The sequence below is a fragment of the Hyalangium gracile genome (assembly GCF_020103725.1).
In the GTDB taxonomy this organism is placed as follows: Bacteria; Myxococcota; Myxococcia; order Myxococcales; family Myxococcaceae; genus Hyalangium; species Hyalangium gracile.
Map to the genome: position 1 here is coordinate 90,094 of NZ_JAHXBG010000010.1, position 24,694 is coordinate 114,787.

Consider the following 24,694-nt stretch of genomic DNA (forward strand, 5'->3'; position numbering starts at 1 on the left):
GCACCCGAGATCCTCTTCACACACGAGGTTCCCGAGCTGACAGCGCTGCCCTACCGGGCACTCTTCCCGCGTCCCCGACGGACACAGCGTGACCGCCGTCCGTGGCTGGCAGCGGCCCTGGTGACACCAGGCTCCCAGCGAGCACTCCTCGTTGCGTGTGCACTCCGCGCCCCAGCCTGGTCGCACGGCACAGCCCCGGGTCTCGGCGTCACAGACTTCCTTCAGGCGGCACTGACCGTTCGATTCACACGGCGCGCAGAAACCCTCCTGCGCGCAGATCTGTCCGCCCGGACAGTCCTCGCGTCGCTCGCAGCGCGGTGTGGATGTTCCCGCGTCCGGCCTCGGCCCGGGCTTCGACTCCGAGCAGGCCCCCCACACGACGATGCCGAGCCCCAGCAGCCATGCCGCCCTGCCCATCATGGCACCTCCGTGATGGCACCCGCCGGCCACGTCACGTCCGCCACGCTCCACGCATCGCCCTGGTGCGAGAGCATCCGCCGGAACTCCCCCTTCACCACGCCCCGCTCGTACACCCGCACCGTCACCGTGCTCCGAGGGTCCGCCGCCCCGTTCTCTCGAGAGAACACCACCGCCACGCGATACGTCCCCGCCACGGGCTCTCCGTAGCCCATCACCTCTGGCCCGTATCCAGTGAGGGCGTCTCGCAGCAGCTCCGGGTCGTCTCCCGTCACCCCGATGTCACCCCAGTCCGGACGCGGGTTCGCGTAGTGGCAGTCGTCCGGACTGCTCCCGAGCACCGCGCCCGGAGCCCTCAGCACATGAAGGTCCATGTCCGTGGTCGCGTTGTCCCAGAACATCTCCACCAGGAGCTGCTGCGCGGGCGCGGCCACCACTCGTGCACGGGTCGGCGTCACGCTCCGTGCCCCCGCCGCATCCGTGACGGACAGCTCCACCTCGTACTCTCCCGGAACCGCCCCATCCAGCCGCAGCACCGTGCGAGCCGCCGCCGCATCCGCGATCGCCGCCTCTGCTCCCACGGGTCGCGAGCGAAGCCTCCACTGATACGTCAGCGGTGTATCCCCATCCGGATCCGCCGAGCCCGTTCCATCGAGCACCACCTCCCGGCCCGGAGCGCTCGTCCCCAGCGGCGCGATGACGGGCACGGGCGCCCGGTTCACCGTGCCCAGCAACCGCACCGTGGCCTCCCTTCGAGCGGGATCCGTGGTCCTCAAGAGCACGCCGCCGCTCATGGCCCCCACGGCTCCGGGCGGCACCGCGTACCGGACGGTGAGCTGCGCCTCGGTCCCCACGTCCACCACCGCTGGCGTGCGCACCGAGCCCAGGAGGCTGAACGCCGGGCTCGTGCCCGAAGCCAGGCGAAGTTCCTCGAGCACCAGTCCCGCTGTCCCACGTGCGCGGACAGAGAGCGAGCGGGCCACGGCCTGCCCCTCGGGTACCCGTCCGAAGTCGAGCACGGTCGGCTCCAGCTCCAGTGCCGACACCGTCCGGCCTTCGCCCGTGAGCGCCACCTCCACCACGCCGCGCTCCACCTCCTCTGTCTCGACAACCAGGGTGGCCCGGTACACCTCCTCCGCCGGTGGGACGAAGGCGACCTGGATCCGCTCCTGCCCACCCGCCGAGACAATCTCCGGCGCGGACAGCACCCGGAAGGGCGTGCCCTCCTCCTGGATCCTCGCACCCAACACGCGCAGCCCGGCACGGCCCACGTTGACGAGCGGAACCTCCCCTGTCGCCTCGCGCAGCACGGGCACGGTGCCCAGCTCGAGCGTCTCCGGCGGCGCCACCAGCCGAGGGCGCACCGGACTGGCCCCCTCGCCGCCACACGCGGCACACAGCAGCGCCAGCCCGAGCGCCAGCCCTCTCACCTCGAGCCCTCCTCGAAGTACCTCACCTCCACGCGGGCTCCCAATCCCGGGACGGAGCGGCCCGCGAAGAAGAGCGCCTTCCGCTCAGGCTCGTAGCGCCAGCCGTCCGGCCCCTGCTCCCGGGGCGTGCACACCGCGCCCAGTGTCTCGGCGGGCTGCCCCGCGCACGCCGTGCGATCCACCGACTCACACTGCGCCACCGCCTCCGCGGCCACGCCGCACGGGTGGTGCACACGCACCTCGAGCGTCGCCGGATCCGCCGCATGGGACAGCACGAAGGTCCGCCTGAGCCCCACCGCGCTGGTCGCCAGCGCTCGGAGCGTGTCGGCGAACTCCGCATCGCAGATGCTTCCCACCTCGCCGCCCGTCAGCCGCGCCAGCTCGGCGTAGCGCTGGCCCGGGGTCGCCCCACAGCCATTCGCGGGCACGTCCCCGATGATGGCGGAGGCCACCACGGTGCCATCGTTCCCAATCCCCTGCGCCTGCTCGAATGCCCGCCAGTACGCGCGCAGCTCATACGGCGAGCGGTCCTCCTCATCGGTGACGAAGACCAGGTACAGCAACGCTCCGGGGCGCAGGAACGGCACGGGGTGACGCTCGGCGCAGTCCTCGCGACAGGCCTCCGTGTCACAGCCCGCCTCACACGCGACGAGCGCCTCGCGCCACGGCGCCCCCTCCTCCGCCTGCCGCTCCAGCACGAGCCGCGCGGCCTCCAGGCCCGCCTCGTACGCACTGCCCAGCGTCCCCACTCGCACGTTCCGGGCGAAGGCCCCCTCCAGGTCCGGCGTGTCCGGCGCCAGCAACGCGGGCGTCCCCACCAGCTCACCGGGGCGCGCGAAGATGTCCGTGGTGGCGACGGCCAGGCGGAAGTCGGTACTCCCCTGCCGGAACAGCGCGATGAACGCCTGGAAGTTGCGCGCGAGGTTCTCCTGCCGTGGCGCCATGGAGCCCGAGTCGTCCACCACCCACAGCACGTCCACCTTCGAGGCGGAGCGCTGGGTATAGGTGTCCACTCGCAGCCCGGGAGGGAGCGCGGGCACGAGGCGCTCGTCCCGACAGGCCGTGACGAGGATCGCCAGCAAGGCAGCGGCAGCACAGCGCATGGACGCGCGGCAGGTTAGCCAATCCCCGCCATCACGTCCTGAAGGCAAGCCTGGCGCACGTCCCAGTGGTGCGCTTCGAACGAATCCACGCCACCAGCCGCTCGGGCTCGGGAAGGCCCTTCAGCCGCCGCCCCGGGCCGGCTCGAGGCACTACTTCTTCGGCGCGGGCGGCGTCGCCGGAGCCGCGGGCGCGGCGGGAGCCTTCGCCGTCACCGCCAGCCCCTTGTAGAGCATCTCCAGGTACACCGGCTCCTTGACGAAGGCGTTGCCCCACGTCTTGTACTTCTCCGGGAGCCCCTCGGCCTGCACCTGCTCCAGCGTCTTGCCCGCCTCTTTCTTGGAGCGCACCAGGGCCGTCGTCTCCTTCAGCATCGCCAGCGAGCGCTCCAGGTCCTCGCGCCCGGCCATCGGTCCATGGCCCGGGATGATCTTCACCCCCGCCGGCAGCGTCTGGAGGATCTTCTCCTGGTTGCGCATGTAGCCCTCCACCGTGCCGCCGTTCTCCATGTCGAAGAAGGGGAACGAGTCCACCACGAACTGATCGCCCGTGTGCAGCACGTTGGAGCTGGTGAAGTACACCGTCGTGTCCCCGTCCGTGTGCCCGGCCGGGTAGTGCGTCAGGCGGATCTCCTCGCCGTTGAAGAAGATGGACATGCTGGTGTCATAGGTGATGACGGGCAGGCCCTCCTTCGGCAGCGCCTTGATGTCCATGCCGAGGAGCTTCTGGTCCGACGCCAGGCGCGCGCGCACCGCGGCGTGCGACACGATGCGGCCCTCCTTGCCGAAGACGTTGTTGCCGCCCGTGTGGTCGAAGTGCCAGTGCGTGTTGAGCACGTACTGGATCTTCCCCTTGCTCAGCTTGTCGATGGCGGCGTTGATCTTCTGCGCCAGCGGAGCGAACTGGTCGTCGACGATGAGCACGCCGTCCGGCCCCACCGACACGGCGATGTTGCCGCCCTCTCCCATGAGCATGTGGACGTTGCCCGCGGCGGGCGACGCCTTGATCTGGGTCTTCGAGAAGTCCGGCTGCTGGGCCAGCGCGAGGGTCGGGGCCAGGGCCAGAGCGGCGACGAGAGCTTTCATGAGGGTAGAACTCCAGGAGGTGGAACGCTGCGGGAGCGGCACCTTAGCCGCTCCGTTCCGGCGGGGAAGCCGTTTCGCGCGCGCCGACCTCTCCAGGAGCTACCGGTTCCAGGGGCAGTCGACGACTTCCACGGTCCGCGTCACCGCGGGCGCCTCGTGGCCCGAGCCATCGCTCACGTCATACTGCAGCGTGTACGTGCCCTCGACCCAGCCGTTCACGTAGCCCGTCACCATCACCGACCCCGCCAGGTCGCCGTAGCACGTGTCCGTCGCCGTGACGCCCGGATCCACGAAGTTGCTGCCGCAAGGATAGATGATGGTCTCCTCGCCGTTGAGCGTCAGCGTGGGCGTGAGGGTGTCCAGGACGTTCACCGTGCGGACGGCGTCCGCCAGGTTCCAGTTGGCGTCCGTGGCGGCGTACTGGACGTAGTAGATGCCCACGGCGTTCGCCTGCGGGCCAGGGCCATACTCATCACTCCCCGAGTTGTACGTCACCACCGGGAGCGGGTTGCCCTCGCCGTCCGTGGCCGTGGCGCCCGGGTCGGCCCAGGCATCCACGCCGCACTCCAGCGTCATCTCCGCCTCCCCGTTGAGCGTCAGCGTCACCGCGCCGTCGAGGCTCTGCGCCTGCCGCGCCAGCGAGCCCTCCTGCTCCAGCGCCGCGCCTCCGCAGCCCATCAGGGACAGTCCCAGCGTACCGATCAGCACCTTCCAGCCTTCGTTGATGCGCAGAGCCATGGGTCTTCTCCTGGTCGTCGAATGTCTGAGGTGGGGGACCACGGGGGGCGGGCTTCGCTCGAACACCGCGTGAAGGTTCCCTCGGTGGCAGAAGGCATTTAACGACTTCCGAGACGAAACTTGGAGGTCCTAACGGGTCACAAAAACCGAGTATTCTCCAATGGTTGGACCCGCACACCCGGGATGGAAAACGAGGTAGTGACCCACCCCCCGTGGGTGCGAACCGACACCGCCAGCGTGGGTCCGTGGCGCGGCCTAAAGTCCCGCAAAGAGGGACAGGCGTACCTCCCAGGTTCCGGCCGGGCGGCCTCCTTCCAAGGCCGTGCGGGACAGGGGCCTCGATGCGGGAATGCGCGACTCCGCGCGTGCCCACGGCGGACGCGTTGCGACTTCGTGACGAGGGGTCCTGATCCGCCAGGGCGTGTCAGTACCGCCCCATCGTGCTTTTCCCGAGAAATCATTACGCTTCGGCCCCTCCCGCTTCGCCTCCCCTGCAGCCCTCGGAGCTCCGTATGCGCCGCACTGCTCTCGCCGTCGCCGCAGCCTTCGTGCTGGGCGCTCTCAGCCATGCCGCCTATGCGGCGAACCCGCCCAGGCTGGATGACGCGCTCGTCCACCTGCGCTACGCGCTCAATGCCTTGAAGCGCGCCGAGGTCGCCGGCAAGGCCAGCGCCCACCGCGACCAGGCCGTGCAGCTCACCGAGAAGGCCCTGGAAGAGGTGAATCAGGGCATCAAGGCCAGCGCCGCGAAGTGATCCACGGCGGGTGCCACTGGACCCCTTCCGCGGGGGGTCCAGAGAGGCCTCCGCTCTCGTCTTGTAGGAAAAACCTATTCGAGCAACTGGAACTTTCTGGGGGCGATAACCCCAGCATGGGGGAGGCCTTCCCGCCTCCCGCCCCGGTTCAGCCGGGTGCTCCAGTCCGCATGAGGTAACGCCCATGTCCGTCAACAGCGTCGGTGGTGGTGGTAGCGGCTCTTCCAACAACCGGGTCGACCGGGAGCGGGATGAGCCCAAGGCCCAGCCCAAGCCGAGGGATCCTCCCAAGACCCGCAAGAAGGAGGAGGCGACCCAGGCCCAGCAGTCGCAGGGCCGGACGCGGAACAGGGCGGCGTCCAACCAGGTGAAGCAGGAGGCGGACGGGTTCGAGACGAAGAAGGACAGCTCCTCCCGGCGCAACCAGCAGCAGGCGATGCTGGGCTCCACCACGGCGCCGGAGAAGACCGAGGCTCCCGCGGCTGCGCAGGCCGGCGCGCTGGAGAAGATCGGCCTGACCGCCGAGGACGTGGTGAAGGCCGGCACCAACGCCGCGCCGCACCTGGAGAAGGCCGCGCAGGCGGTGGTCCAGGGCCGGTACGAGGAGGCGCTCGGGCACCTGAAGGACGCGGCCACCTCCTCGCCGGAGATCGCCGAGAAGGCCGTCGTCGGGCTGGCGAAGAACCTGCCCGAGGGCGTGGCGAAGACGCTGCTCACGGACAAGGCGGTCGCCCACGAGCTGGTGAGCAACGGCGCGCTGCATGCTTCCGTCGGCAAGCTCCTCAAGAACCCCGGGGACCTGGGCGCCGTGCGCGAGCTGCTCGGCAATGCCGCGGCCCGGGATGCCACGCTCACCGCGCTGGGCAAGGACAAGGGTGTCCAGGCGCAGCTGCAGAAGATTGGCCTGACGCCGCAGGACCTGGTGCAGGCGGGCCAGGCCGCTCCGAGCCTCATCGACGCGTTCCAGAAGCTGCAGTCCGGTGACGTCAAGGGCGCGCTCACCGACTTCCAGAAGGCCGTGCAGTCCGCGCCGGACCTGGCCTCCAAGCTGGGCCAGAGGCTGCTGGACAAGGTCCCGGCGCAGATCAAGGACCAGTTCGCCAAGCTCGGCATCACGGCCGAGGCGCTGCAGAAGTCGGGCGCCGCCCTGCCCCACCTCTATGACGCGGCCGACGCGGCGGTGAAGGGGGACTGGCAGAAGGCGCTCGACAGCCTCAAGCAGGCCGGCGGAGCCGCGCCCGAGGTCGTCCAGCAGGCCATCAAGGGCCTCGCCGGTCAGCTCCCGGAGAAGCTCGGCGCCGTCAAGTCGCTGCTGACCAACGACGCCTTCGTGAAGGAGCTCGTCACCAACAAGGACCTGCACGCGCAGGTCGGCAAGCTCTTCGATGACTCCACTCGCCTGGAGGGCCTGCGCGGACTGCTGGGCAATGACACGGCTCGCAACGCCGCGCTCACCGCGCTGGGGAGCGATCCGGGCGTCAAGGCGCAGCTCGAGAAGATCGGCCTGACGCCGCAGGATCTCGTCCAGGCCGGCAAGGCGGCCCCGAAGCTGTGGGACGCGTTCGACAAGCTGCAGGCCGGAGATGTGAAGGGCGCGCTCACCGACTTCCAGAAGGCGGTGGAGACTTCGCCCGAGCTGGCCACCAAGCTGGGCCAGAAGCTGCTGGACAAGGTGCCCCAGCAGATCAAGGACCAGTTCGCCAAGCTGGGCATCACTCCCGAGGCGCTCCAGAAGGCCGGCCCGGCCCTGCCCAAGCTCTACGAGGCCGCTGACGCCGCCGTGAAGGGCGACTGGAAGGCCGCCTACTCCGCCATCAAGGACGCCGCGGCCGCCGCTCCGGAGCTCGCGACGCAGGCTCTCAAGGGCCTGGCCAACCAGCTGCCCGATTCGCTGGGCGCCGCCAAGTCGCTGCTCACCAACGACGCGTTCCTCAAGGAGCTCGTCACCAACAAGGGACTCCAGGGCTCGCTGGAGAAGCTCATCGGTGGTGACACCAGCGGCCTCAAGGAGCTGCTCACCAACGACAAGGCCCGCGACGCCGCTCTCACCGCCATCAGCAACGACCCGGGCGTCAAGGCCCAGCTCGAGAAGATCGGCCTGACGCCGCAGGATCTCGTCTCCGCTGGCAAGGCCGCTCCGAAGATCCTGGAGGCCTTCGAGAAGCTGCAGGCCGGAGACGTGAAGGGCGCGCTCACCGACTTCCAGAAGGCGGTGGAGACCTCGCCCGAGCTGGCCACCAAGCTGGGCCAGAAGCTGCTGGACAAGGTGCCCCAGCAGATCAAGGACCAGTTCGCCAAGCTGGGCATCACCCCCGAGGCGCTCCAGAAGGCCGGCCCGGCCCTGCCCAAGCTCTACGAGGCCGCTGACGCCATCGTGAAGGGCGACTGGAAGGCTGCCTACTCCGCCATCAAGGACGCCGCGGCCGCCGCTCCGGATCTCGCGACGCAGGCGCTCAAGGGTCTGGCCAACCAGCTCCCGGACAACCTCGGCGTCGTCAAGTCGCTGCTCACCAACGACGCGTTCCTCAAGGAGCTCGTCACCAACAAGGGGCTCCAGGGCTCCATCGAGAAGCTCGTCGGCGGCGACGCCAGCGGCATCCGCGAGCTGCTCAACAACGACAAGGCCCGCGACGCCGCCCTCACCGCCATCGGCCAGGACAAGGGCATCCAGGAGAAGCTGGCCAAGATCGGCCTCACCCCGGAGGACCTCGTCGAGGCCGGCAAGGCCGCACCGAAGCTCCTCGAGGCCTTCGAGCAGCTCGCCGCTGGCAACATCAAGGAGGGCCTGCTCAAGGCGCAGGAGGCCGTCGAGGCCGCCCCGGAGCTGGCCGCCAAGCTCGGCCAGAAGCTGGTGGACGTCCTGCCCGCCGAGGTGAAGCAGCAGTTCGCCAGGCTCGGCATCACCGAGGACGCCCTGCGCACCGCCGGCCCGGCGCTGCCCCACCTCTATGACGCCGCGCAGGCCGTCTCCACCGGCAACTGGAAGGGCGCGCTCGACGCCGTGCGCGAGGCCGCCATCGCCGCGCCGGACCTGGCGACCCAGGCGCTCAAGGGTCTGGCCAGCCAGCTCCCGGAGAACCTCGGCGCCGCCAAGACGCTGCTCACCAACGACGCGTTCCTCAAGGAGCTCGTCTCCAACAGGGACCTCCACACCCAGGTCGGCAAGCTCTTCAACGAGTCAACCCGCATGGAGGGCCTCCGCGGGCTGCTCGGCAATGACAAGGCCCGCGACGCCGCCCTCACCGCCATCAGCGGCGATCCGGGCGTCACGGCGGCGCTCGAGAAGATCGGCCTGGCCCCCGCCGACCTCGTCGAGGCCGGCAAGGCCGCCCCGCACCTGTTCGACGCGATGAAGGCCTTCGGCGACGGCAACATCGAGGCTGGCGTCACCGCCCTGGGCAAGGCCGCCGAGGCTGCCCCCAGCCTCCTGGACAAGCTCGGCCAGAAGATCATCTCCAAGCTGCCCGAGGGCGTGCGCAACGCCATCAACAGCCTGGGCCTGACGCCGTCCGAGCTCACCCAGGCCGCCAAGGCCCTGCCGGACCTCATCCGCGCCGGTCAGGCCATCGCCGCCAATGATCCGCAGGCGGCGCTGCTCAGCCTCAAGAACGCGGCCGGGAAGATCCCCTCCGCCATCGTCGAGAAGACCATCACCGGCATGGCGTCGAAGCTGCCGGATACGGGCTTCTCCGGCATGGCCCGGTCGCTGCTCACCGACCCCGCCTTCGTCAAGGAGCTGGTCAACAACAAGGACCTGCACGCCTCCTTCGACAAGATGATGAAGGGCGACTTCATCACCGGCCTCAAGGAGATGCTCGGCAACTCCGCCGTCAACACCGCCGCCGCCAATGCCCTGGCCTCCAACAAGGAGATCATGGCCAAGCTCGAGCCGTTCGGCATCAAGAGCGGTGCCGACATCGTGGCGCTGGGCGGCGCGGTGTTCGACGTGATGGATGCCGCCAAGAGCCTGGCGAGCAATCCTCCCAACGTGCAGGCCGCGCTGCAGTCCCTGGCCAAGGCGGCCGGTGGCCTGTCTCCGGACCTCCGGGCCCGCATGGTGGGCGCGTTCGCCGACAAGGTGGGCCTGCCCTCCTGGGCCAAGGACACCCTGGTCGCCGCGGCCGGCCTCATCGGCAACGAGGCCGTGGGCAAGTCCCTGGGCGAGGCCTTCGACGCCCTCAAGCGCGGAGACGTGGCGGGCTTCGCCGCCGGCATCGCGCGCACGGGCACCACCATTGCCCAGACGGCCCCCGAGGTGGCCAAGGCGTTCCTCAACAGCCTGTCGAAGATCCCCGGCAGCATCGGCAAGCTGTTCGCGGATCCGCAGCTCAACGCGGCCATGGTGGACACGGGCGCGGCGGCCAACATGTTCAGCGCGTTCGAGAAGGTCGCGCGCGGAGACATCGGCGGGGCGCTCAACGAGATCGCCTCGGCGGCCGGCAGCCTGCTCGGTCAGGCCCCCCACTTCGAGGTGGCGGGCGTGGAGCTGCCCTTCGGCCAGGCGGGCATCGAGAACTTCACCCGGCTGTTCGGCCGCTTCGTCGACGCGCTCCCGGACAAGGTCAAGGCGCGCATCACCCAGAAGGCCGCGGAGTTCGCCGCCAAGGCGGGCTTCCAGTCGGTGCCCATCATCGGCAACGTCATCAGCGGCATCAGCGCCATCGGCAGCGTGAAGGATCTGGTGGACGCCCTGGGCGAGAACCCGAAGGATCCCGTCAAGGTCGCCCTGGCCGCCGGTCAGGTCGGGCTGGACGTGGCGGGCATGGTGCCGGGCCTCAACTCCATCACCGGCCCGCTCAAGATTGTCCTGGGCACCGCCACCGTCATCAAGGGAGCGTCGGACCTCATCGGCGACCTGCAGGAGTTCCAGCAGGGCCTGCTGGGAAGCTAGTCCTCGCTCGGAGCCGTCCGGGTGGCCTCGCACGGGGCCACCCGGCTCGCGGGGGCTCACATCACGTGGGAATCCTCTCTCATCCCGGAGAGGGACAGCGCCTTCTGGCGCAGCTCGCGGCCGTCGAAGGGCTTCCGCAGCTCCGACAGCAGCGGCGACTCGCCGAACTCCTGGAGGATCTCTCCCCACGAGTAGTCCGAGTACGCCGAGCACAGCACCACCGGCAGCGAAGGGTCCACTTCGCGCAGGTGCCGGAGCGTCTCGACGCCGTTCCAGCCCGGCGGCATCCGGTAGTCGAGGATGACGAGCGAGTAGGGGCGGCCCTGCTCGAGGGCTCGTTCCACCTTGGCCACCCCTTCCTTGCCCTGGAAGGCCGAGTCCACCTCGAACCCCTGCTCGGCGGCGCTCTCCTTCACGGGAGCCGTCCCCAGGAGTTCTTCCTCCATGAGGGCGAGCCGATCCCAGTTCGCGCTCCGCGGCGGGCAGAGCACCCGGCGGAAGTCCCGATGGATGGCCTCGGAGTCATCGATGATGAGGATGCGCTTCGTGTTTTCACTCGTCATGTAGAGAGAACCTGAGTGCCCAGCCCCGAAACACGTTTTATCGCTGTAACGCGTATTGTAGCTCTTTTTCGCCGCGCATTCCTGGAACAAGCCCGCCGGTACGCGAGCATTTCCTGCTCTGCGAAACAGGCTTCGTCCCTGCATACATTTTCTTGTTTCTCGTAACAGGCGTTGCCGCAGCAGGTCAGGCCCCCTTCCTGGCAGGCCCATCCTGGCGGTGCGCTGGGCTTCCCTCGCGTAGCGCCGGGGCTCAGCCCAGCTTGCGGATGAAGGCCGCGGCCAGCTCGGCCTTCCTCGCGTCGGACTCGGCCGTGGGCAGCACGAGGATGCGCTCGGGCGGCAGGTACTTGCGCGCCCGCTCCTGCATCTGCTGGCTGTACTTCGCCACGTAGTCGTCCACGTCCTTCTGCTTCATGCCCGCGGCCAGGCCCTGCTTCTTCTGGGCCTCCAGGCCGGAGAAGTCCAGCACGCAGCCATCCGCCTGGCCCAGGTAGAGCAGCCAGCTGTTGCTGAACAGGCCGAGGCGAGGCGCGCTGCCCGCCAGCTTCTCCAGCGCCGCCTTGTAGAAGGGCGCCAGGCTCGCGTTCTCTCCCAGGGGGATGTTGGAGAGCAGCAGCTTCTGCGCCTCCGGGTTCTTGGAGAGCTCGGTGGCGATGGGGCCGTTGTCCACGAACGTCAGCTTCGCGGACGCACAGGCCTGGGCCACCCAGGGCGCGGGCTCTCCGGGCTCGTTGGAGAACACAATGACGAAGCGCTTCATCTCGGAACTCCCAGCGAAGGACCGCGCGCCATCATAGCCCTCCTCCGGCTCCTCCGGGGCACCGCGAGCAGCATGAAGGCTCAGTGCGTCGGGGGGGCGTAGGAGACCTGAGTCACCGTGTACTCCATGGCGCCACGTGGGCGCTCGACCTGCACGGACTCGCCCACCTCCTTGCCGAGCAGTGCCCTGGCCAGGGGAGACTCCACGCTCAGCCGGCCCGCCTTCACGTCCGCCTCGTCCGGGCCGACGATGCGGTACGTCACCTCCGCGCCCTCCTCGTCCTCCAGGGTGACCCAGGCGCCGAAGAAGACGCGCCCCTCTTGGGAGGCCTCGGGCTCCACCACGCGCACCTGCTCCAGCGTCGCCGCGACTTGCTGGGCCCGCCGCTCCCGCTCGCGCCTGCGCACGCCCGCCTCCAGCCCCGTCTGCCCCTCGGACACAGGCTCCGGGCCGAGCAGCGAGGCCAGCTCCTCCTGGAGTGTCCGATAGCCCTCGGGAGTGATGTAGCGCTTCTCTGCCTGGCTGCTGCGCGGCCGTACGGGCACCAGCCCCTCGTCGCCTGCGCTGTCCTCCTTGGTGAACGCCTTGGACATGCCAGCCTCCCGGGACCTCAGGACTCGCACGGTCGGGCCCCACCTGGAATCTGGAGCACTTGCACCCTGTCCGCCAGCGCCGACGGGAAACTTGCCGCCCGGGAGGGGGGTGGCAGGCTGACGGGCATGCACCTCCCGCGCGCCCTCCCACGGCATGCCCACCGCCTCACCGTGCGCCTGCGTGGAATGCTCCCCGTGTACACCCGAGACGTGTCGGCCCAGGGCTTCCAGGCCGAGATGCTCCAGCCGATGAAGCCGGGCACCCCGGTGCGCGGCACCCTCTCGCTGGAGGAGACGGAGTTCCCCTTCGAGGGCGAGGTGGTGTGGATGCGGCAGCACGCCGGGGAGCGGGTGCGCGGGCGCTACGGCGTGCGCTTCACCTCGCTGCCGGAGGCCTTCGCGCGGCGTCTGGCGGAGTACAGGAGACGACAGGGCCGGCGCATCGTGCGCTGGTACCGCTGAGGTTCCCGCCCCCGTCCACTGGCGCCAGGGCTAAGGTGCGCTCCTCCTGCCACTCACGAGGGGTATGCACATGACAGAGTCCACGAAGCTGACGGGAACCGATGGCAAGGAAGTGCCGGGCTACCTGAGCGAGCCGCCCGGCGGCGCGAAGGGCGCGGTGATGCTCATCCACGAGTGGTGGGGCCTCAACGCGCACATCCGCGGCGTGGCGGATCGGCTGGCGCGCGAGGGCTTCACCGTCTTCGCGGCGGACCTCTACGGGGGCAAGGTGGCCACGGACGAGGCCACCGCCGAGAAGTACATGAACACAATGGACTGGAAGCACGCCGGGGACGTGCTGAAGCGCGGGACCGAGGCGCTGCTCCAGCGCAAGTCGGGCACCCGGGTGGCGGTGATGGGCTTCTGCATGGGCGGCGCGGTGTCGCTCGCGACGGCGGCGAATGAGCCGCGGATCACCGCCTGCGTGCCCTTCTACGGCATCCCCGGCGAGGACAAGGCGGACCTCACGAAGCTGCGCGCGTCGGTGCTGGGCCACTTCGCCAGGCAGGACAACTGGTGCTCGCCGGACAGGGTGGACGCGCTGGAGAAGAAGCTGAAGGGCGCCAACGTCCCTACCGAGCTCCACCGCTACGAGGCGCAGCACGCCTTCTTCAACGACACGCGCCCCGCCGTGTACTCGAAGCCTGACGCCGAGCTGGCGTGGAAGCGCACGGTGGACTTCCTCCACGCGAAGCTGGGCTGACGGTGGACGGGCCGCGGAGGCCCGCGGCTCACTGGGGCTTCGGGCTCGGCGGAGCCACGGGCGGCGTCTCGGGGGCCGTCATGCTGCCGGGCGCCACCGAGCCCGTGGAGTTCGTCTCCTCGGGCGCCCCGGAGTCCTCGGCGGCGGGAGCCTGGGGCGCGGGAGCCTCCGTCGGACGGCGGACCTGGAACTGGTAGGCCTTCACGCCCTTGGGCAGCACCACCTCCACCAGCGGGTTCTCCTCGAGCAGCGCCTGGGAGACGGCCACGGAGATGCCGCCCGCCTCATCGCTGGTGGTCGCCAGGCGCACGCGGCCCGTGCCCGCGAACACCTTGGCGCCCTTGATGGGCTGCCCCGTCGTGGGGTCCACCATGCGCATCATCAGCGTCTGCCCGTCGGTGGCCTGCTGCGAGGAACCCTCCGGCTGCACCATGTCCTTGTAGTGCGGACGAAGCGCGCAGGCGGACAGCAGACCGAGGGCGAGAAGGGCAACGCTCAACGAGGCACGGCGAAGGCTCATGGGGTTTCCATCCAGAAGGTGAAGTATCGGTATGGCAGGGCGAGGCAGCATAGTCAGCTCTCCTCGTCACGTCCCTCCCCGTCGTGCACTCCGGGAAGAGCGGGGCTCGGACTCACCGTGCCACCCAGCCCCCTTCGCGGCCATTCCCGGCGGTCCGCAACCCGCATGCCCCCCGAGCCGCCGCCCCCTCCTGCCGCACGCGGGATGACGTCACATCTTCAACGACACGCACGAACCCCGGAGGCCTGCATGTCTGACACTCCTGTCATCCCTCCTGAAAAGGACAAGACTCCCGGCACCTACGTCACCGAACCTCCACTCCACGTGGAGTACGCCACGCTGCCCCCGGACGTCACCCTCAAGCCAGCGGAGATCGCGCTCAAGCACCACATCTTCGTGGTGAGCGTGGCGGTGATGGTCCTCACCAGCCTCATCACCTTCTTCCTCCCGTTCTTCAACGGGCTGCTCGGAGGCGCGCTCGGTGGCTATCACGCGGGGCGGATGAAGCGCGCGCTCGCGGCGGGCGTGGTCAGCTCGGTGGCCGTGCCGGCCGTGATCGCCTTCCTCTCCGTCATGAGCGAGCAGCCGGGGCTGCACTTCCTGATGGGGCTGACCTTCCAGGAGTGGCTCATCGCGCACGTCGCCGGCACGCTCATCGGCGCCGCGGGCGGAGCCTTCTCCCGGCCGCGCATCACCGACCGTGAGCTGTATGGCCGGCGCTTCGCCTGACGTCAGCTCGGCTCGCCCCCAAGGGAGAGGCGGCACGCCTGGGGGCTCTCGATGAGGGCTCCCTCCACTCAGCGGCTTTCCTGATGGCTCTCATCGGTCGAGCTTCCACTGCTGGAAAAGCGACACGTTGAGCCAAGGATTCGGCGGATAAGCCGCCGGCGCACGGCGCCGTGCGCCAGATGCAGTGGCATCTCCAGAGCCTGTTCGCTACGAAGGGTACGCTCGTCTCCTCACCGACACATCTCGATGCTCTCCAGGGTTCACGCTCTCCAGGAAGACCACTCCCGGTTGCGGGCGCTGCTTCGCAACTGCGAGGGTGCCAGCCCACGCGATTTCGAGAACACCCTCCGCCGCCTGGAGGAGATCCTCGTCCCGCACCACAAGGCCAAGCTGGCGCTCTACGAGGACTCCGTCCGTGCCTACCAGCAGGCGGGCGACAAGATGAACGTCTCGGTCCTCAGCATCTTCCGGACCAACATGAACGTGACGGCCATGGCCATCCTGGGCTTCCTGCGCGCGCCGGACCCGGAGCCCGAGCGGGCCCGGCAGCGCTTCCAGACGGTGGCCTCGACGCTGCGCTCCATGCTCGACACCGAGGAGAGGGTCGTCTTCCCGCTGTGCTCACGCTGCACCCAGCCCGCGGGAGCGCTGCGATGAGCGATAAGCTCCCCACGGACCTGTCCTCGCTGGATGACCGCTCGCGGCTGAACACCTTCGAGGGAGCGCTGCTCGACCGGGCGCCGGACCCGGAGCTGGAGCGGCTGGTGACCCGAGCGGTGGAGCTGAGCGGCTTCCCCATCGCGCTGGTGAGCCTGGTGGTGGATCAGATCCAGTTCTTCCGAGCCCACGTAGGGCTGCCGCCGGACCTCACGGCCTCGCTCGCCACCGATCGCTGCACCTCGTTCTGCCAGTTCGTGGTGGCGGGGGACTCGCCGCTGCGCGTCGAGGACGCCACGCGGGAACCGGCGCTGCCGACGGATCTGGTGGAGCGCTACGGCATCCGCGCGTACGTGGGCTTTCCGCTGCGCGTGAAGGGCAAGACGGTGGGCTCGTTCTGCGTCATCGACGTGAAGCCCGGACGGCTGGGGCCGGAGCAGCTCGAGGAGCTCTCCGAGCTGGCCCAGGCCGCGAGCGCCCGGCTGGAGTCGCTCGCCGGCAGGTGGGCGCCGCCCAGGGACGCGCGCGAGGAGCAGTCCCACAAGGCCTGGATGGCGGTGGCGGAGTCCCAGTCCCTCGTGAGCCTGAGCGAGCAGTTCGCCTCGGGCCGGCTCAGCTTCGAGGAGTTCCAGCGAGGGCTCGGCGCGCTGGCCACGCTCGCCGGAGCGCTGGAGCCCAAGCGCTGAGCGCCCGCCGTCAGTCGAAGTGGAAGTAGGCGGCGAAGTCCGGAGTGCCCTTGCGGCGCTTGCCGCCAAGCTCCACCTGCGGCGGGTAGTTGGCCAGGATGCTCGCGGTGTCCGGCTCGTCCCGGAAGCCGAGCGGCACGGGCAGGTGCTCGCGGATGCCGGGCAGCCCGGCGACCTCTCCCAGGAAGCGCGGCAGGGTGCGCGGGTCCACCAGCTGGCCCGCGATGAGGTCCAGCTTCGGCGCCTCGGCGATGGCGTCGATCAGCGCGTCCCGCTCCGCGCCCTCCAGCCGGTAGGCCTTGAAGACGCGCTGCAGCGACAGGCCCACGGCGAACGCGGTGAGCGTCAGGTGCACGGGGTTGGTGCCCAGATGATCGTCCCCGTAGGCGCGCCACACGAAGCCGCTGGCGCTCTGCACCCACAGGCCGTGGACGTTCTCCTCGTCATGCATCTTCCGGGTGGGCAGCGCGCCGGACAGGCCCACCAGCCCGTCTCTCGGCACGCGCAGGTGACCGGAGGCGAAGGCGTCGGTGAGGAAGTGGTCGGCGAAGGCGTTGCGCACCAGCGCGGCGTCCAGGTCCCTGTCGAGCGCCAGCATCAGCGCCTCCGCGTGGTGGCGGGCGTAGCGGGCCCAGTTCCTCGGCGAGAAGTGGTCCTGGTTCTCGTTGGCGAGCATCGCGTAGTCGAACCAGCCGCGGTGCGTATTGAGGAGGAAGGTGCCCTCGTCCTGGGGCGTGACGCCGCGGATGGCGTCGGCCACGGCGGGGGTCAGCTCCGCGGTCAGCTCCTCCGGCGTGGAGTAGTAGTCGCCCGCGAGCGCCACCACCTCGCCATAGGTGAGGGTGAGCCCGGAGCGGATCTCCAGCTCCGTGAAGGGGCGGTAGCGGGCCAGCAGCCCCTCGAGCTGATCCTGGAAGGGCTGGCGCCAGGCGGGGTCCGCGCTGGCCACGGAGAGGGCGGAGCGCTCCAGCACGGCGTCTGGCACGGGGTTCGGGTTCGCCACGCGCAGCAGGACGTGCGTCTGCGCGGCGGTGTTCCGGGTGAAGACATTCTCGCCGGCCAGCATGCGCACGAGCTGCTCCGCGCTGGCGCGGTGCTCGGCGGTGCCGAAGTAGTCCGGCCGCACGGTGGCCACGGGCCGCTTCGCCGTCTCCTTGCGCAGGGCGGCCAGCCGCTGGCGCTCCCTGTCCGCGAGGTTCGGCCCCGGCCCATCTCCCCTCCCTATCTTGTCCTCCCTGGGAGGCGCGGGCTCCAGGGACATGACGGCCCGGTAGCCCTCGCGCGCGATCATCCCTTTGAGCGCGGAGGCCTCCGCCGAGCGCGCCTGGGCGGCCGGGGACAGCTTGGACTCACGGCTCCCGAAGGACAGCGGGGTGCCCGTGGGCGAGGCCACCGCGGGAGGGAGGATGGGCTCTTGGGCGGGCGGGGCTGGAGCCTTGGGAGCCCTCGACGAAGCCTTGGGCGTCTTCTGCTTGGGCCGAGCCGTCCTGGTCGTCCCGGACCTGGCCTGCTTCGTCGCCTTCGCCTTCGCCTTCGCCTTCGTCTTCGCGGTGCCACCGCCCGTGCCTCGTCGAGGCTTGCGTGCACTCATGGGAGTCCTCCGTCGATGCCTTGCAGGCGCACGCCGAGCCGGATGCCGGCCAGCAGGTGCGCGGGGCGCCCTGGAACGAGGTACGCCACCTGAAGCGTGCTGCCCACGCGGGGAGCGCCCCGGCGCGTCGGAGAGAGGTTCTCCCGCGCATAGGCGCACTGGGCCAGGAACACGCAGTAGTCCACCGCCGCCTGCAGGGAGAAGTGCTCCGAGAGGGGCTCCTGCGCCGACGAGAAGAACGCCGAGCGCAGCACGCGACGGGCATAGCGCCGGGCCAGCTGGCGCGCGTCCTCGTTGGAGAGGGACTCGGCGCGCGTCCCCGTGCGCCGCGCCTCCTGGGCGAGCTGCTCCAGCAGCCCGGGTGGCCCCTCCGGCTCGTCCGTGCCGGCCAGCAGCACCGCCAGCCGCTCGGGCAGCGCCGGATCGAACCCCTCCACGAAGCGCGCCACGGCCTCGGTGACGCCCGCGTAGTGGACACCGAAGGCGTGCCGCACCGGGCCTCCCTCCTCCTCGGTGTGGAGCACGGGCGTGGGCGTGGTGGGGATGTTCGGATCCACGCTCCACTGGATGGACCAGAGCGTGGGAGGGTCCACGCCCTCCTTCGGCGGAGGCGCGAAGCCTCCGAGGATGAGGTGGAAGGGCCGAGGCAGCGCGCCCAGCCGGCGCAGCGCCTGCTCCTCCATGGCCGCGTGCAGCCGCCGCGCGTAGTCGCCCACGGACTCGCCCGGACGCAGGGGCGAGTGATCATCGAAGGCGCGCAACGAGGTGGCCACCGTGCCGCCACCAATGGAGCCCACGCCGTTGAACATGGCCAGCAGCTGGCCTCCGGAGAGCGGCACCAGCTTCTCCACGTTGGCCATGTTGGAGAGGAAGCGCTCCTGGCCGCGCGCATCCACCTCCATCACCGTCGCCAGGCCGTCCGTGGCGAACACGAGCGCGTCCGGCGTCTTGAAGGCGATGTCGATCGTCATGGCGCGCACCCAGCATACAAGGAGGGCGGCACCGCACCCGGCCGCGGAAAAGACAACGCGCGCCAGGCACCGTGAGTACCTGGCACGCGTTTGGGACAACAGACCTCTGGTGGCCCTCCCCCCCTACGGGCCGGGCAGAAGTTTCTCGCTAGAGACCAATTAGTTTCCATGCGGGAAACCCCGTAGGTCAGATGGCAGGGGTATTTTGTGCTCCGACATCCGGATGTCACCGACCCACGCTATACTGGGAAATCGTGATTCCACTTGATTCCATGGACAAGGCCTTCCTGGCGGACCTCCAGGTGCGGCTGGACACCGTCGAGCCGGGAGCGGACGTACTGCACCCGCTGATGGACACCCTCCGGGACGGGCTGCGCGCGGAGCGGGCGGTGGCCTACGGCGTGGAGCTGGCTCCGGACCACTACGCGGCCAGCTTCTGTCACGGCTCGGGCTTCTCCCAGAGCGCCGGAGAGCTGCTGACCACGCTGAACGCCTTCCTGTACCAGCAACCCAACCCATGGGGTTATTTTGACCCGGCGCGGCCGGCTCCGGCGCAGCGGAACCGGGCGTTGCACTTCCGCCCACACGCCGAGACGGAGGCGCCGACGCCGCTGCACGACACCGGGACGGGGGCCTGGCGGAGGCTGGGGATAAGCCCGACGGAGCAGGCGCAGGTGCGAGAACGTGTGCACGAGGGCGCGATGACGCTCTACCGCCAGCTTCGGATGGAGCACATGTTCCAGCTCCGGGCGCTGGTGTGCGAGGGGCCCGCCCTGCTGGCGTGGGTGGGCGTGCTGCGCTCCGAGCCGTTCACGCCCCGGGAGCAGCGGCTGCTGCAGGAGCTGGTGCCGCCCCTGCAGCGGCGGCTGGAGCTGGAGACGCGGCTGCGAGAGGCGGGGCTGCTGGGCTCGGCGCTGGAGGCGGCGCTGGAGGCGCTCGGGCAGCCGGCCTATGTGGTGTCCACCACGGGGCGGGTGGCGTACGCCAACAGCGCGGGCCGGGCGCGGATGGAGCGTGTTGCCCAGGCGCTGGTGGACACGGTGCGGAGGCATGCGCAGGGCGAGCCGCCGCCGCCGGGGACGACCATCACCTCGCTGCAGGTCCGAGGGGTGTGCCCGCACTACCTGGTGGTGGACCGGAGCGTGGAGGCGCAGGCCAGCGCCCGGGTCCACATGCAGGCCACGCGCTGGGGGCTCACCGGGCGCGAGTCCGAGGTGCTCGAGCACATCATCCAGGGCACGAGCAACAAGGTCATCGCGGCGAGGCTGGGCTGCGCGGAGCGCACGGTGGAGGTGCACGTCACGCACGTGTTGAGCAAGGCCGAGGTGGAGAGCCGCTCGGCGCTGATCGCCAAGTTCTTCCAGGCCTCCTGAGCGCCGCCCGGGCGCCCGGAACATGCCGGGGGAAGGGCTCATGTTTAGGATGTGGGTGTGACTTCTCCCCGCATCCAGGCTGCCCTGGACAATGCCGCCTCCTGCGCGGCGCGTGCCCCCCACTCCGCGGCTCCCGAGGCCTCTCCACCCGAGCGGCGCATCCGGGTCGCCATCGGCGATCCCCAGGCGGACATCACCCGCTTCCTGGCCCTCCTGGACCGACATGGCCTGCTGACGGAGAGCGGGTGGCTGGCGCCCGACGCGCAGCTCGTCTCGGTGGGGGACCACTTCGACTGGGGCAAGGCGCACGAGCGGGAGGCCGTGGCCCGGAGCGCGCTGCGGCTCGTGGCGTGGCTGGCGGCGCACCCGGCCGACCAGGTCGTCATCCTGGCGGGGAACCATGATCTCGGGCGCGTGGGAGAGCTGGCGGACTTCACGGACGCCACCTTCGCCGGCGCCCAGGCGGAGGCGGACGGCATCTACGCCGGAGACGACACCGATGAGGCGCGGGAGCGAGCCTTCCTCGAGCGCTTCCCGCAGACGCCCACGGTGGAGCTGATCGCCCGGGACTTCAGCGCGTTCCGCGAGGAGCAGCGCACGTGGGTGACCCACCTGCTCCGGGAGCGCCGCCTGCGCGCGGCGTACGCGGCGGGGCCGGACCTGCTCGTCCTGCACGGGGGAGTGACGCGAGAGGACCTGGGAGTTGCCGGCGTGCCCGAGGCGCAACACGCGGATGCCCGGGTGGTGGCGGACGCGCTCAACCGGGCGCTGGATGCGGCGGTGGACGCGTGGAAGGGAGGCCGGTTCATCGTGCCGGGGCTGCACCAGTCGGGCAGCGCGGACTACGGCGAGGGCCGAGGCATCTTCTATCACCGCCCGAGCCTCCGCCCGGACGAAGCCGAGCGCACGCGCGTCACGCCGCGTCGCCGCTTTGATCCCCGACGCCTGCCAGCCGGGCTGACGCAGGTGGTGGGACACACGCGGGACAAGCGCAGCCGGGAGCTGCTGTGCCTGCCTGGAGAGGTGCGGGATGGAGTGCTGCGCCACCTCGCGACGGACGGCGAGCGCGTGGACTACGCGCACGGCACTCCCAAGGGGACGCGCCCTGGAGAGGCCGTGCTCATCTTCACCGATGGCGGGATGCGCGAGTCGCCGCTCGACGCCTACGAGCTGTTCGACCTCGACACGCGCACCGCCGCCCGGCCGCGCTAACCCGTTTCAGGGAAGTCCGGCTTGTGTCGACGCACCACCCACTTCGCCGACAGCTGCCGGCGCCCGTGTCGGTCGAGAGCGCCAGCAACTGGTATGCTTGTCATACCAGTTCGCAGCAACTCGGGCCGACAGGGCTGGACCCGGTCCCTGCGGAGGGGGGGCGCCAACATGCGTCCCACTTCGAGCCGGCACCTCCGGGCTACTTCGCCTTCAGCTCCGCGAGCTTCTTCTCGAGGGACTCGAGCTGGCGCCTGGACACCTGCGCCTCGGAGAGGGACTTCGCGTGGGCGATGGCCTCCTCCAGCGTCTTCACGGCGGCATCCTTCTCACCTCGGGCGACCTGGATGGCCGACCGGTCGGAGAGGACCCGCAGCCGTCGAGCTCCCTGCACCTTCGCCAGGGCCCGCCCGTTCGCGGCGAGCGCGTCATCCAGCCGCCCCAGCATCCGGTAGAGGTTGGCGAGCCGAGCCGGCGGGTTGTAGTCACCGGGCAGGTCCTTCTCGCTCTGCTCGATGGCCGGGACGACGCGCATGGGGTCGTTCAGGATCATCGCCGCGGACATGCGGTGCGAGTCGAACACGGTGCGCGCCTCGGGGTTGGGGGCCTTGGCGGCCTCGCCCTCGAGGAACGTGAGCCACTCGGTGGCCAGTGCCTTGCTGCCCGCCTCGTCCCCCAGCTCCGAGCGGCCTTCCACCATGGCCTCATAGAGGCCAGAGCGGTCATCCGCGGGCATCTCGATGGGAGGAGGCGCCAGCACCTCGCGTCCCCTGGCATCGAGCGCGCTCAGCAGCTCCTTGCGCTGGGGATGGTCCGCGGGAACCGAGGCCGCGCAGCCGATGGCCATGGTCACGGCGTTCGCCATCGAAGGGGAGCGGGGCACGCGAGGCAGCTCCTCGAGGGCCTTGCGAGCACACGTCTCGTACTGCTTCGCTCCCCAGAGGGCGACGAGCAGCGACTCGAGCGTGCGGCCTCGGCGGGACCAGTCGGCGGGAGCCTCGGCGAGCGCCTGGGCAAAAGCCTGGGCGGCCTCGGCGGGCTTATTGGCACCGTAGAGGGCATCGCCGCGCGCCAGGGCCCCTTCCGCGCCCTGAGCCTCACCGCGATAGGCAAGCTCTCCATCCTCGAAGAGCTTCTCGAGCTGCACCACGGTGGCGCTGCCGGCGAAGCGCACGAGGGCCTTCTCCTCCCTCGGATCGATGACGAAGAGGGTGGGCCAGTTCTCGACGGGGTACTTCTCCTGGAAGACAGCGTTCTGGGGCAGGTCGGTGTTGATCTCGAGCCAGACGAACCGTCCGGCGTGCCGCGCGAGCGCCTTGTCAGTGAAGACGTAGGCTCGCATCGAGCGGCAGGTGTGTCACCACGGGGCCCAGGTATCGACGAAGAGGGGTACCCCCTTCGACTTCGCCTCCGCGAGTGCGCGGGAGTAGTCGTCCTCGATGAACGGCAGGGGGGCTCCCTGATGGACGGCGGCCGGCGACTCGGGCGCGCTGGTGCGCGACGCGGTGCAGGCCAGGAGCCCCACGACGAAGAGGCTGGCAACGTGGGTACGCATGAGGGGGACCATAACGCCATCCCCCGGCTCTGTCCCCTACGGACAGGTGGGCGCGGAAGGACTGGGCGCGGCCCCCGGCGCGTGGTGTTCTCCGGCTGTCGAATGATTGCCCTGCCCGCGCTGCGCGCCGCCCTGGAGTCCGCCCTCGCCGCCCTTCCCCCACCCGAGCGCTTTTCTCGGAGTGAGGACGCGGACACCGCGCGCCGCCTCGGCGAGCGCCTGCGGAGGGATCTGCTGCCCCGGCTGGGCGGAGACGCGCCGCTGCTGCTGGTGGCCATCGCGGGGCCCAACAACGTGGGCAAGTCCACGCTCTTCAACTCGCTGGTGGGCGCGGCGCTGTCCCCCGCCCGTCCCGAGGGAGGCCTCACCAAGCAGTGCCTCGCCGCCGCGCACCCGGAGACGTGGACGGGCGAGCTGAAGGACTTCCTCACGCGCCGCTATGACGTCGTCCCGGTGCCCTCGGGCACGGACGCGCCGGTGGACCAGCCGGGCCCCGCGGGGCGGCTCTACCTCGCGCTGGCGGAGGCGGTGCCTCGGGGCCTGCTGGTGATGGACACGCCGGACTTCGACAGCGTGTACCGGGACAACCGCGAGCGCACGGAGGCCCTGCTCGTCACGGTGGACGTGCTCGTCTTCGTGGTGAGCCGGCAGACGTACCAGAACGCGGCGCTGGTGGACTTCCTGCGCGCGGCGGTGGGGCGCGGGCGGCCCTACCTGCTCGTCTACAACGAGGCCACGCGCGAGGAGGTGGCGCGCGGGCACCTGGACAAGCTGGCCGCGGACGTGGGGCACCCGCCCCTGGCGCGGTATCTCGCGCCGCACCAGCCGGAGGTGGAGGCCGGGGAGCGCCCGCTGTCCACGCAGCCGCTGGACCGGGGGCCCTCCCTGGGCGCGCTGCTGGGAGAGGCCGAGCACGCCCGGGAGCTGAAGACGAAGGCGCTGGCCGCCTCGCTGGCGGATGCGCGCGCGGAGCTGGAGGCGCTAGGTCGGGCGGCGCGAGCGTCCTCCCACGATCCGGAGCGGCTGCGCCAGCGGCTGCGGCACGAGCTGTTCGCGGTGGGCAAGAGCGCGGCGCTCAAGGGCGTGCCCGCGGATGTGCTGGTGGATGCCTTCCGGGACGAGCTGGACGCGCGCAGCGCCTTCCACCGCTACGTGCGGCTGCCCTTCCGGGCGCTCGCCACGGCGCTGACGTTCGTCTCGAAGAAGGTGCGCCAGTCCTTCACCGGGCCAGAGCCCTCGGCGGCGCCGGTGATTCACGCCACGGACGAGACGCTGCGTGACGGAGTGCGGAGGCTGGTGGACGTGCTCGCCCCGGAGGTCGCCGCGTGGAAGGGGGACGCGGCGACCCGGACCCGGCTGGCGGAGGCCTTCGGAGCGGGGACGCTGGCCCGGCTGGAGGAGCCCCTGGGTTTCGAGTCGCTGCACGCGCACGCCGCGGACCGGGACAGCCTCTACACCTTCTGCCGGAGCCTGGTCGGCGCCGAGATGCAGGGCGGCATGCGCGAGGAGCTGCTCCAGACCCTCACGACGCTGGTGTACTCGGTGCCCTCGGGCGCCGCGGCGGTGGTGACGGTGGCCACGGGGGGCGTGGGGCATGACGCCGTCATCTGGGCGGGCACGCTGCTGTCCACGCCGCTGCTGGAGCGCTTCGTGGACCTCTTGGGAGCGGACGTGCGCGCCCGCGTGACGCAGAAGTGGGCGGAGGCCCACGGCGCCACCCTGGCCCGGGCGCTGGAGGAGCGCTTCTTCGCGGAGGTACTCCAGCACCTCGACGCCGAGGCCTCCGGCTGGGTCCGCACCGCGGAGACCCTGGAGGACAGCGCTCGAAGGCTCGCGGAGTGAGCAGGCGGCCAGCCTCCTGCCAGC

The 24,694-nt window shown here is 70.4% G+C and carries 22 protein-coding genes; 10 read left to right on the forward strand and 12 right to left on the reverse strand.

Annotated features, from left to right (window positions below; genetic code table 11):
- Positions 1-416: 416 nt before the first annotated feature.
- The 4 genes from KY572_RS21455 to KY572_RS21470 form a co-directional block, all read right to left on the reverse strand.
- Complete coding sequence (locus KY572_RS21455; RefSeq protein WP_224244779.1) at positions 417-1,847, reverse strand: choice-of-anchor D domain-containing protein; 1,431 nt, start codon at positions 1,845-1,847, stop codon at positions 417-419.
- Positions 1,844-2,887, reverse strand: coding sequence for a vWA domain-containing protein (locus tag KY572_RS21460; RefSeq protein WP_224244780.1), 1,044 nt, complete (start codon positions 2,885-2,887; stop codon positions 1,844-1,846). The genes KY572_RS21455 and KY572_RS21460 overlap by 4 nt, the downstream gene beginning before the upstream one ends.
- A gap of 213 nt (positions 2,888-3,100) precedes the next feature.
- Positions 3,101-4,033, reverse strand: a complete 933-nt coding sequence (locus KY572_RS21465) for an MBL fold metallo-hydrolase (protein WP_224244781.1) — start codon at positions 4,031-4,033, stop codon at positions 3,101-3,103.
- Between the two features lie 99 nt (positions 4,034-4,132).
- Complete coding sequence (locus KY572_RS21470; protein ID WP_224244782.1) at positions 4,133-4,771, reverse strand: DUF5011 domain-containing protein; 639 nt, start codon at positions 4,769-4,771, stop codon at positions 4,133-4,135.
- A gap of 512 nt (positions 4,772-5,283) precedes the next feature.
- Here KY572_RS21470 and KY572_RS21475 point away from each other — a divergent pair.
- Together KY572_RS21475 and KY572_RS21480 are read left to right on the forward strand one after the other, a co-directional pair.
- Positions 5,284-5,526, forward strand: coding sequence for a hypothetical protein (locus KY572_RS21475; RefSeq protein WP_224244783.1), 243 nt, complete (start codon positions 5,284-5,286; stop codon positions 5,524-5,526).
- A 184-nt stretch (positions 5,527-5,710) separates the two neighbouring features.
- Entirely contained in the window at positions 5,711-10,417 is a 4,707-nt protein-coding gene (locus KY572_RS21480) for a tetratricopeptide repeat protein (protein WP_224244784.1), read from the forward strand.
- Positions 10,418-10,473: 56 nt separating this feature from the next.
- Here KY572_RS21480 and KY572_RS21485 read toward each other — a convergent pair whose 3' ends face one another.
- From KY572_RS21485 to KY572_RS21495, 3 genes are all read right to left on the reverse strand, one after another.
- Positions 10,474-10,980 carry a response regulator gene (locus KY572_RS21485; protein WP_224244785.1) on the reverse strand — a complete coding sequence of 169 codons (507 nt, stop codon included), beginning with the start codon at positions 10,978-10,980 and terminating at the stop codon, positions 10,474-10,476.
- Positions 10,981-11,230: 250 nt separating this feature from the next.
- Positions 11,231-11,740 (reverse strand): hypothetical protein, encoded by a 510-nt coding sequence (locus tag KY572_RS21490; protein ID WP_224244786.1) that lies wholly within the window; start codon positions 11,738-11,740, stop codon positions 11,231-11,233.
- An 80-nt stretch (positions 11,741-11,820) separates the two neighbouring features.
- A complete protein-coding gene (locus KY572_RS21495) occupies positions 11,821-12,333 on the reverse strand; it encodes a GreA/GreB family elongation factor (RefSeq protein WP_224244787.1) in 513 nt (170 codons plus the stop codon).
- A gap of 195 nt (positions 12,334-12,528) precedes the next feature.
- On the opposite strand from KY572_RS21495, the gene KY572_RS21500 reads away from it, so the two are divergent.
- Positions 12,529-12,795: a PilZ domain-containing protein gene (locus KY572_RS21500; RefSeq protein WP_317987880.1), complete on the forward strand. Its 267-nt coding sequence runs from the start codon at positions 12,529-12,531 to the stop codon at positions 12,793-12,795.
- A gap of 70 nt (positions 12,796-12,865) precedes the next feature.
- Positions 12,866-13,537 (forward strand): dienelactone hydrolase family protein, encoded by a 672-nt coding sequence (locus KY572_RS21505; protein ID WP_224244788.1) that lies wholly within the window; start codon positions 12,866-12,868, stop codon positions 13,535-13,537.
- Between the two features lie 28 nt (positions 13,538-13,565).
- On the opposite strand, the gene KY572_RS21510 is transcribed toward KY572_RS21505, so the two are convergent.
- Positions 13,566-14,057 (reverse strand): hypothetical protein, encoded by a 492-nt coding sequence (locus KY572_RS21510; protein WP_224244789.1) that lies wholly within the window; start codon positions 14,055-14,057, stop codon positions 13,566-13,568.
- A 249-nt stretch (positions 14,058-14,306) separates the two neighbouring features.
- Here KY572_RS21510 and KY572_RS21515 point away from each other — a divergent pair, with 249 nt between their 5' ends.
- The 3 genes from KY572_RS21515 (at position 14,307) to KY572_RS21525 (ending at position 16,129) form a co-directional block, all read left to right on the forward strand.
- A complete protein-coding gene (locus KY572_RS21515; protein ID WP_224244790.1) occupies positions 14,307-14,786 on the forward strand; it encodes a hypothetical protein in 480 nt (159 codons plus the stop codon).
- 246 nt (positions 14,787-15,032) lie between these two features.
- Positions 15,033-15,443, forward strand: a complete 411-nt coding sequence (locus KY572_RS21520; RefSeq protein ID WP_224244791.1) for a hemerythrin domain-containing protein — start codon at positions 15,033-15,035, stop codon at positions 15,441-15,443.
- Positions 15,440-16,129 (forward strand): GAF domain-containing protein, encoded by a 690-nt coding sequence (locus KY572_RS21525; RefSeq protein ID WP_224244792.1) that lies wholly within the window; start codon positions 15,440-15,442, stop codon positions 16,127-16,129. Before KY572_RS21520 ends, KY572_RS21525 begins: the two co-directional genes overlap by 4 nt.
- Positions 16,130-16,139: 10 nt before the next feature.
- On the opposite strand, the gene KY572_RS21530 is transcribed toward KY572_RS21525, so the two are convergent.
- Both KY572_RS21530 and KY572_RS21535 read right to left on the reverse strand, forming a co-directional pair.
- A complete protein-coding gene (locus KY572_RS21530; RefSeq protein ID WP_224244793.1) occupies positions 16,140-17,720 on the reverse strand; it encodes a hypothetical protein in 1,581 nt (526 codons plus the stop codon).
- On the reverse strand, positions 17,717-18,691 hold the full coding sequence (locus KY572_RS21535) for a hypothetical protein (protein WP_224244794.1): 975 nt from the start codon (positions 18,689-18,691) through the stop codon (positions 17,717-17,719). Before KY572_RS21535 ends, KY572_RS21530 begins: the two co-directional genes overlap by 4 nt.
- Before the next feature lie 254 nt (positions 18,692-18,945).
- On the opposite strand from KY572_RS21535, the gene KY572_RS21540 reads away from it, so the two are divergent.
- Together KY572_RS21540 and KY572_RS21545 are read left to right on the forward strand one after the other, a co-directional pair.
- Entirely contained in the window at positions 18,946-20,064 is a 1,119-nt protein-coding gene (locus KY572_RS21540) for a helix-turn-helix transcriptional regulator (RefSeq protein WP_224244795.1), read from the forward strand.
- 57 nt (positions 20,065-20,121) lie between these two features.
- On the forward strand, positions 20,122-21,276 hold the full coding sequence (locus KY572_RS21545; protein ID WP_407659983.1) for a metallophosphoesterase: 1,155 nt from the start codon (positions 20,122-20,124) through the stop codon (positions 21,274-21,276).
- A gap of 199 nt (positions 21,277-21,475) precedes the next feature.
- Here KY572_RS21545 and KY572_RS21550 read toward each other — a convergent pair whose 3' ends face one another.
- Together KY572_RS21550 and KY572_RS47300 are read right to left on the reverse strand one after the other, a co-directional pair.
- The gene (locus KY572_RS21550; protein ID WP_263451876.1) at positions 21,476-22,615 is read right to left on the reverse strand and encodes a thioredoxin domain-containing protein; all 1,140 of its coding nucleotides are present in this window, start codon (positions 22,613-22,615) and stop codon (positions 21,476-21,478) included.
- Positions 22,616-22,630: 15 nt separating this feature from the next.
- Positions 22,631-22,828, reverse strand: coding sequence for a thioredoxin family protein (locus KY572_RS47300; RefSeq protein WP_263451877.1), 198 nt, complete (start codon positions 22,826-22,828; stop codon positions 22,631-22,633).
- Positions 22,829-22,930: 102 nt separating this feature from the next.
- On the opposite strand from KY572_RS47300, the gene KY572_RS21555 reads away from it, so the two are divergent.
- On the forward strand, positions 22,931-24,670 hold the full coding sequence (locus tag KY572_RS21555) for a GTPase (RefSeq protein ID WP_224244798.1): 1,740 nt from the start codon (positions 22,931-22,933) through the stop codon (positions 24,668-24,670).
- Positions 24,671-24,694: the final 24 nt, after the last annotated feature.

Bases quoted from the DNA above. Each gene is read 5' to 3' on its own strand.
- KY572_RS21465 (WP_224244781.1), bottom strand. From the start codon at position 4,033: ATGAAAGCTCTCGTCGCCGCTCTGGCCCTGGCCCCGACCCTCGCGCTG.
- KY572_RS21470 (WP_224244782.1), bottom strand. From the start codon at position 4,771: ATGGCTCTGCGCATCAACGAAGGCTGGAAGGTGCTGATCGGTACGCTG.
- KY572_RS21475 (WP_224244783.1), top strand. From the start codon at position 5,284: ATGCGCCGCACTGCTCTCGCCGTCGCCGCAGCCTTCGTGCTGGGCGCT.
- KY572_RS21480 (WP_224244784.1), top strand. From the start codon at position 5,711: ATGTCCGTCAACAGCGTCGGTGGTGGTGGTAGCGGCTCTTCCAACAAC.
- KY572_RS21485 (WP_224244785.1), bottom strand. From the start codon at position 10,980: ATGACGAGTGAAAACACGAAGCGCATCCTCATCATCGATGACTCCGAG.
- KY572_RS21490 (WP_224244786.1), bottom strand. From the start codon at position 11,740: ATGAAGCGCTTCGTCATTGTGTTCTCCAACGAGCCCGGAGAGCCCGCG.
- KY572_RS21495 (WP_224244787.1), bottom strand. From the start codon at position 12,333: ATGTCCAAGGCGTTCACCAAGGAGGACAGCGCAGGCGACGAGGGGCTG.
- KY572_RS21505 (WP_224244788.1), top strand. From the start codon at position 12,866: ATGACAGAGTCCACGAAGCTGACGGGAACCGATGGCAAGGAAGTGCCG.
- KY572_RS21510 (WP_224244789.1), bottom strand. From the start codon at position 14,057: ATGAGCCTTCGCCGTGCCTCGTTGAGCGTTGCCCTTCTCGCCCTCGGT.
- KY572_RS21515 (WP_224244790.1), top strand. From the start codon at position 14,307: ATGTCTGACACTCCTGTCATCCCTCCTGAAAAGGACAAGACTCCCGGC.
- KY572_RS21520 (WP_224244791.1), top strand. From the start codon at position 15,033: ATGCTCTCCAGGGTTCACGCTCTCCAGGAAGACCACTCCCGGTTGCGG.
- KY572_RS21525 (WP_224244792.1), top strand. From the start codon at position 15,440: ATGAGCGATAAGCTCCCCACGGACCTGTCCTCGCTGGATGACCGCTCG.
- KY572_RS21530 (WP_224244793.1), bottom strand. From the start codon at position 17,720: ATGAGTGCACGCAAGCCTCGACGAGGCACGGGCGGTGGCACCGCGAAG.
- KY572_RS21535 (WP_224244794.1), bottom strand. From the start codon at position 18,691: ATGACGATCGACATCGCCTTCAAGACGCCGGACGCGCTCGTGTTCGCC.
- KY572_RS21550 (WP_263451876.1), bottom strand. From the start codon at position 22,615: ATGCGAGCCTACGTCTTCACTGACAAGGCGCTCGCGCGGCACGCCGGA.
- KY572_RS47300 (WP_263451877.1), bottom strand. From the start codon at position 22,828: ATGCGTACCCACGTTGCCAGCCTCTTCGTCGTGGGGCTCCTGGCCTGC.
- KY572_RS21555 (WP_224244798.1), top strand. From the start codon at position 22,931: ATGATTGCCCTGCCCGCGCTGCGCGCCGCCCTGGAGTCCGCCCTCGCC.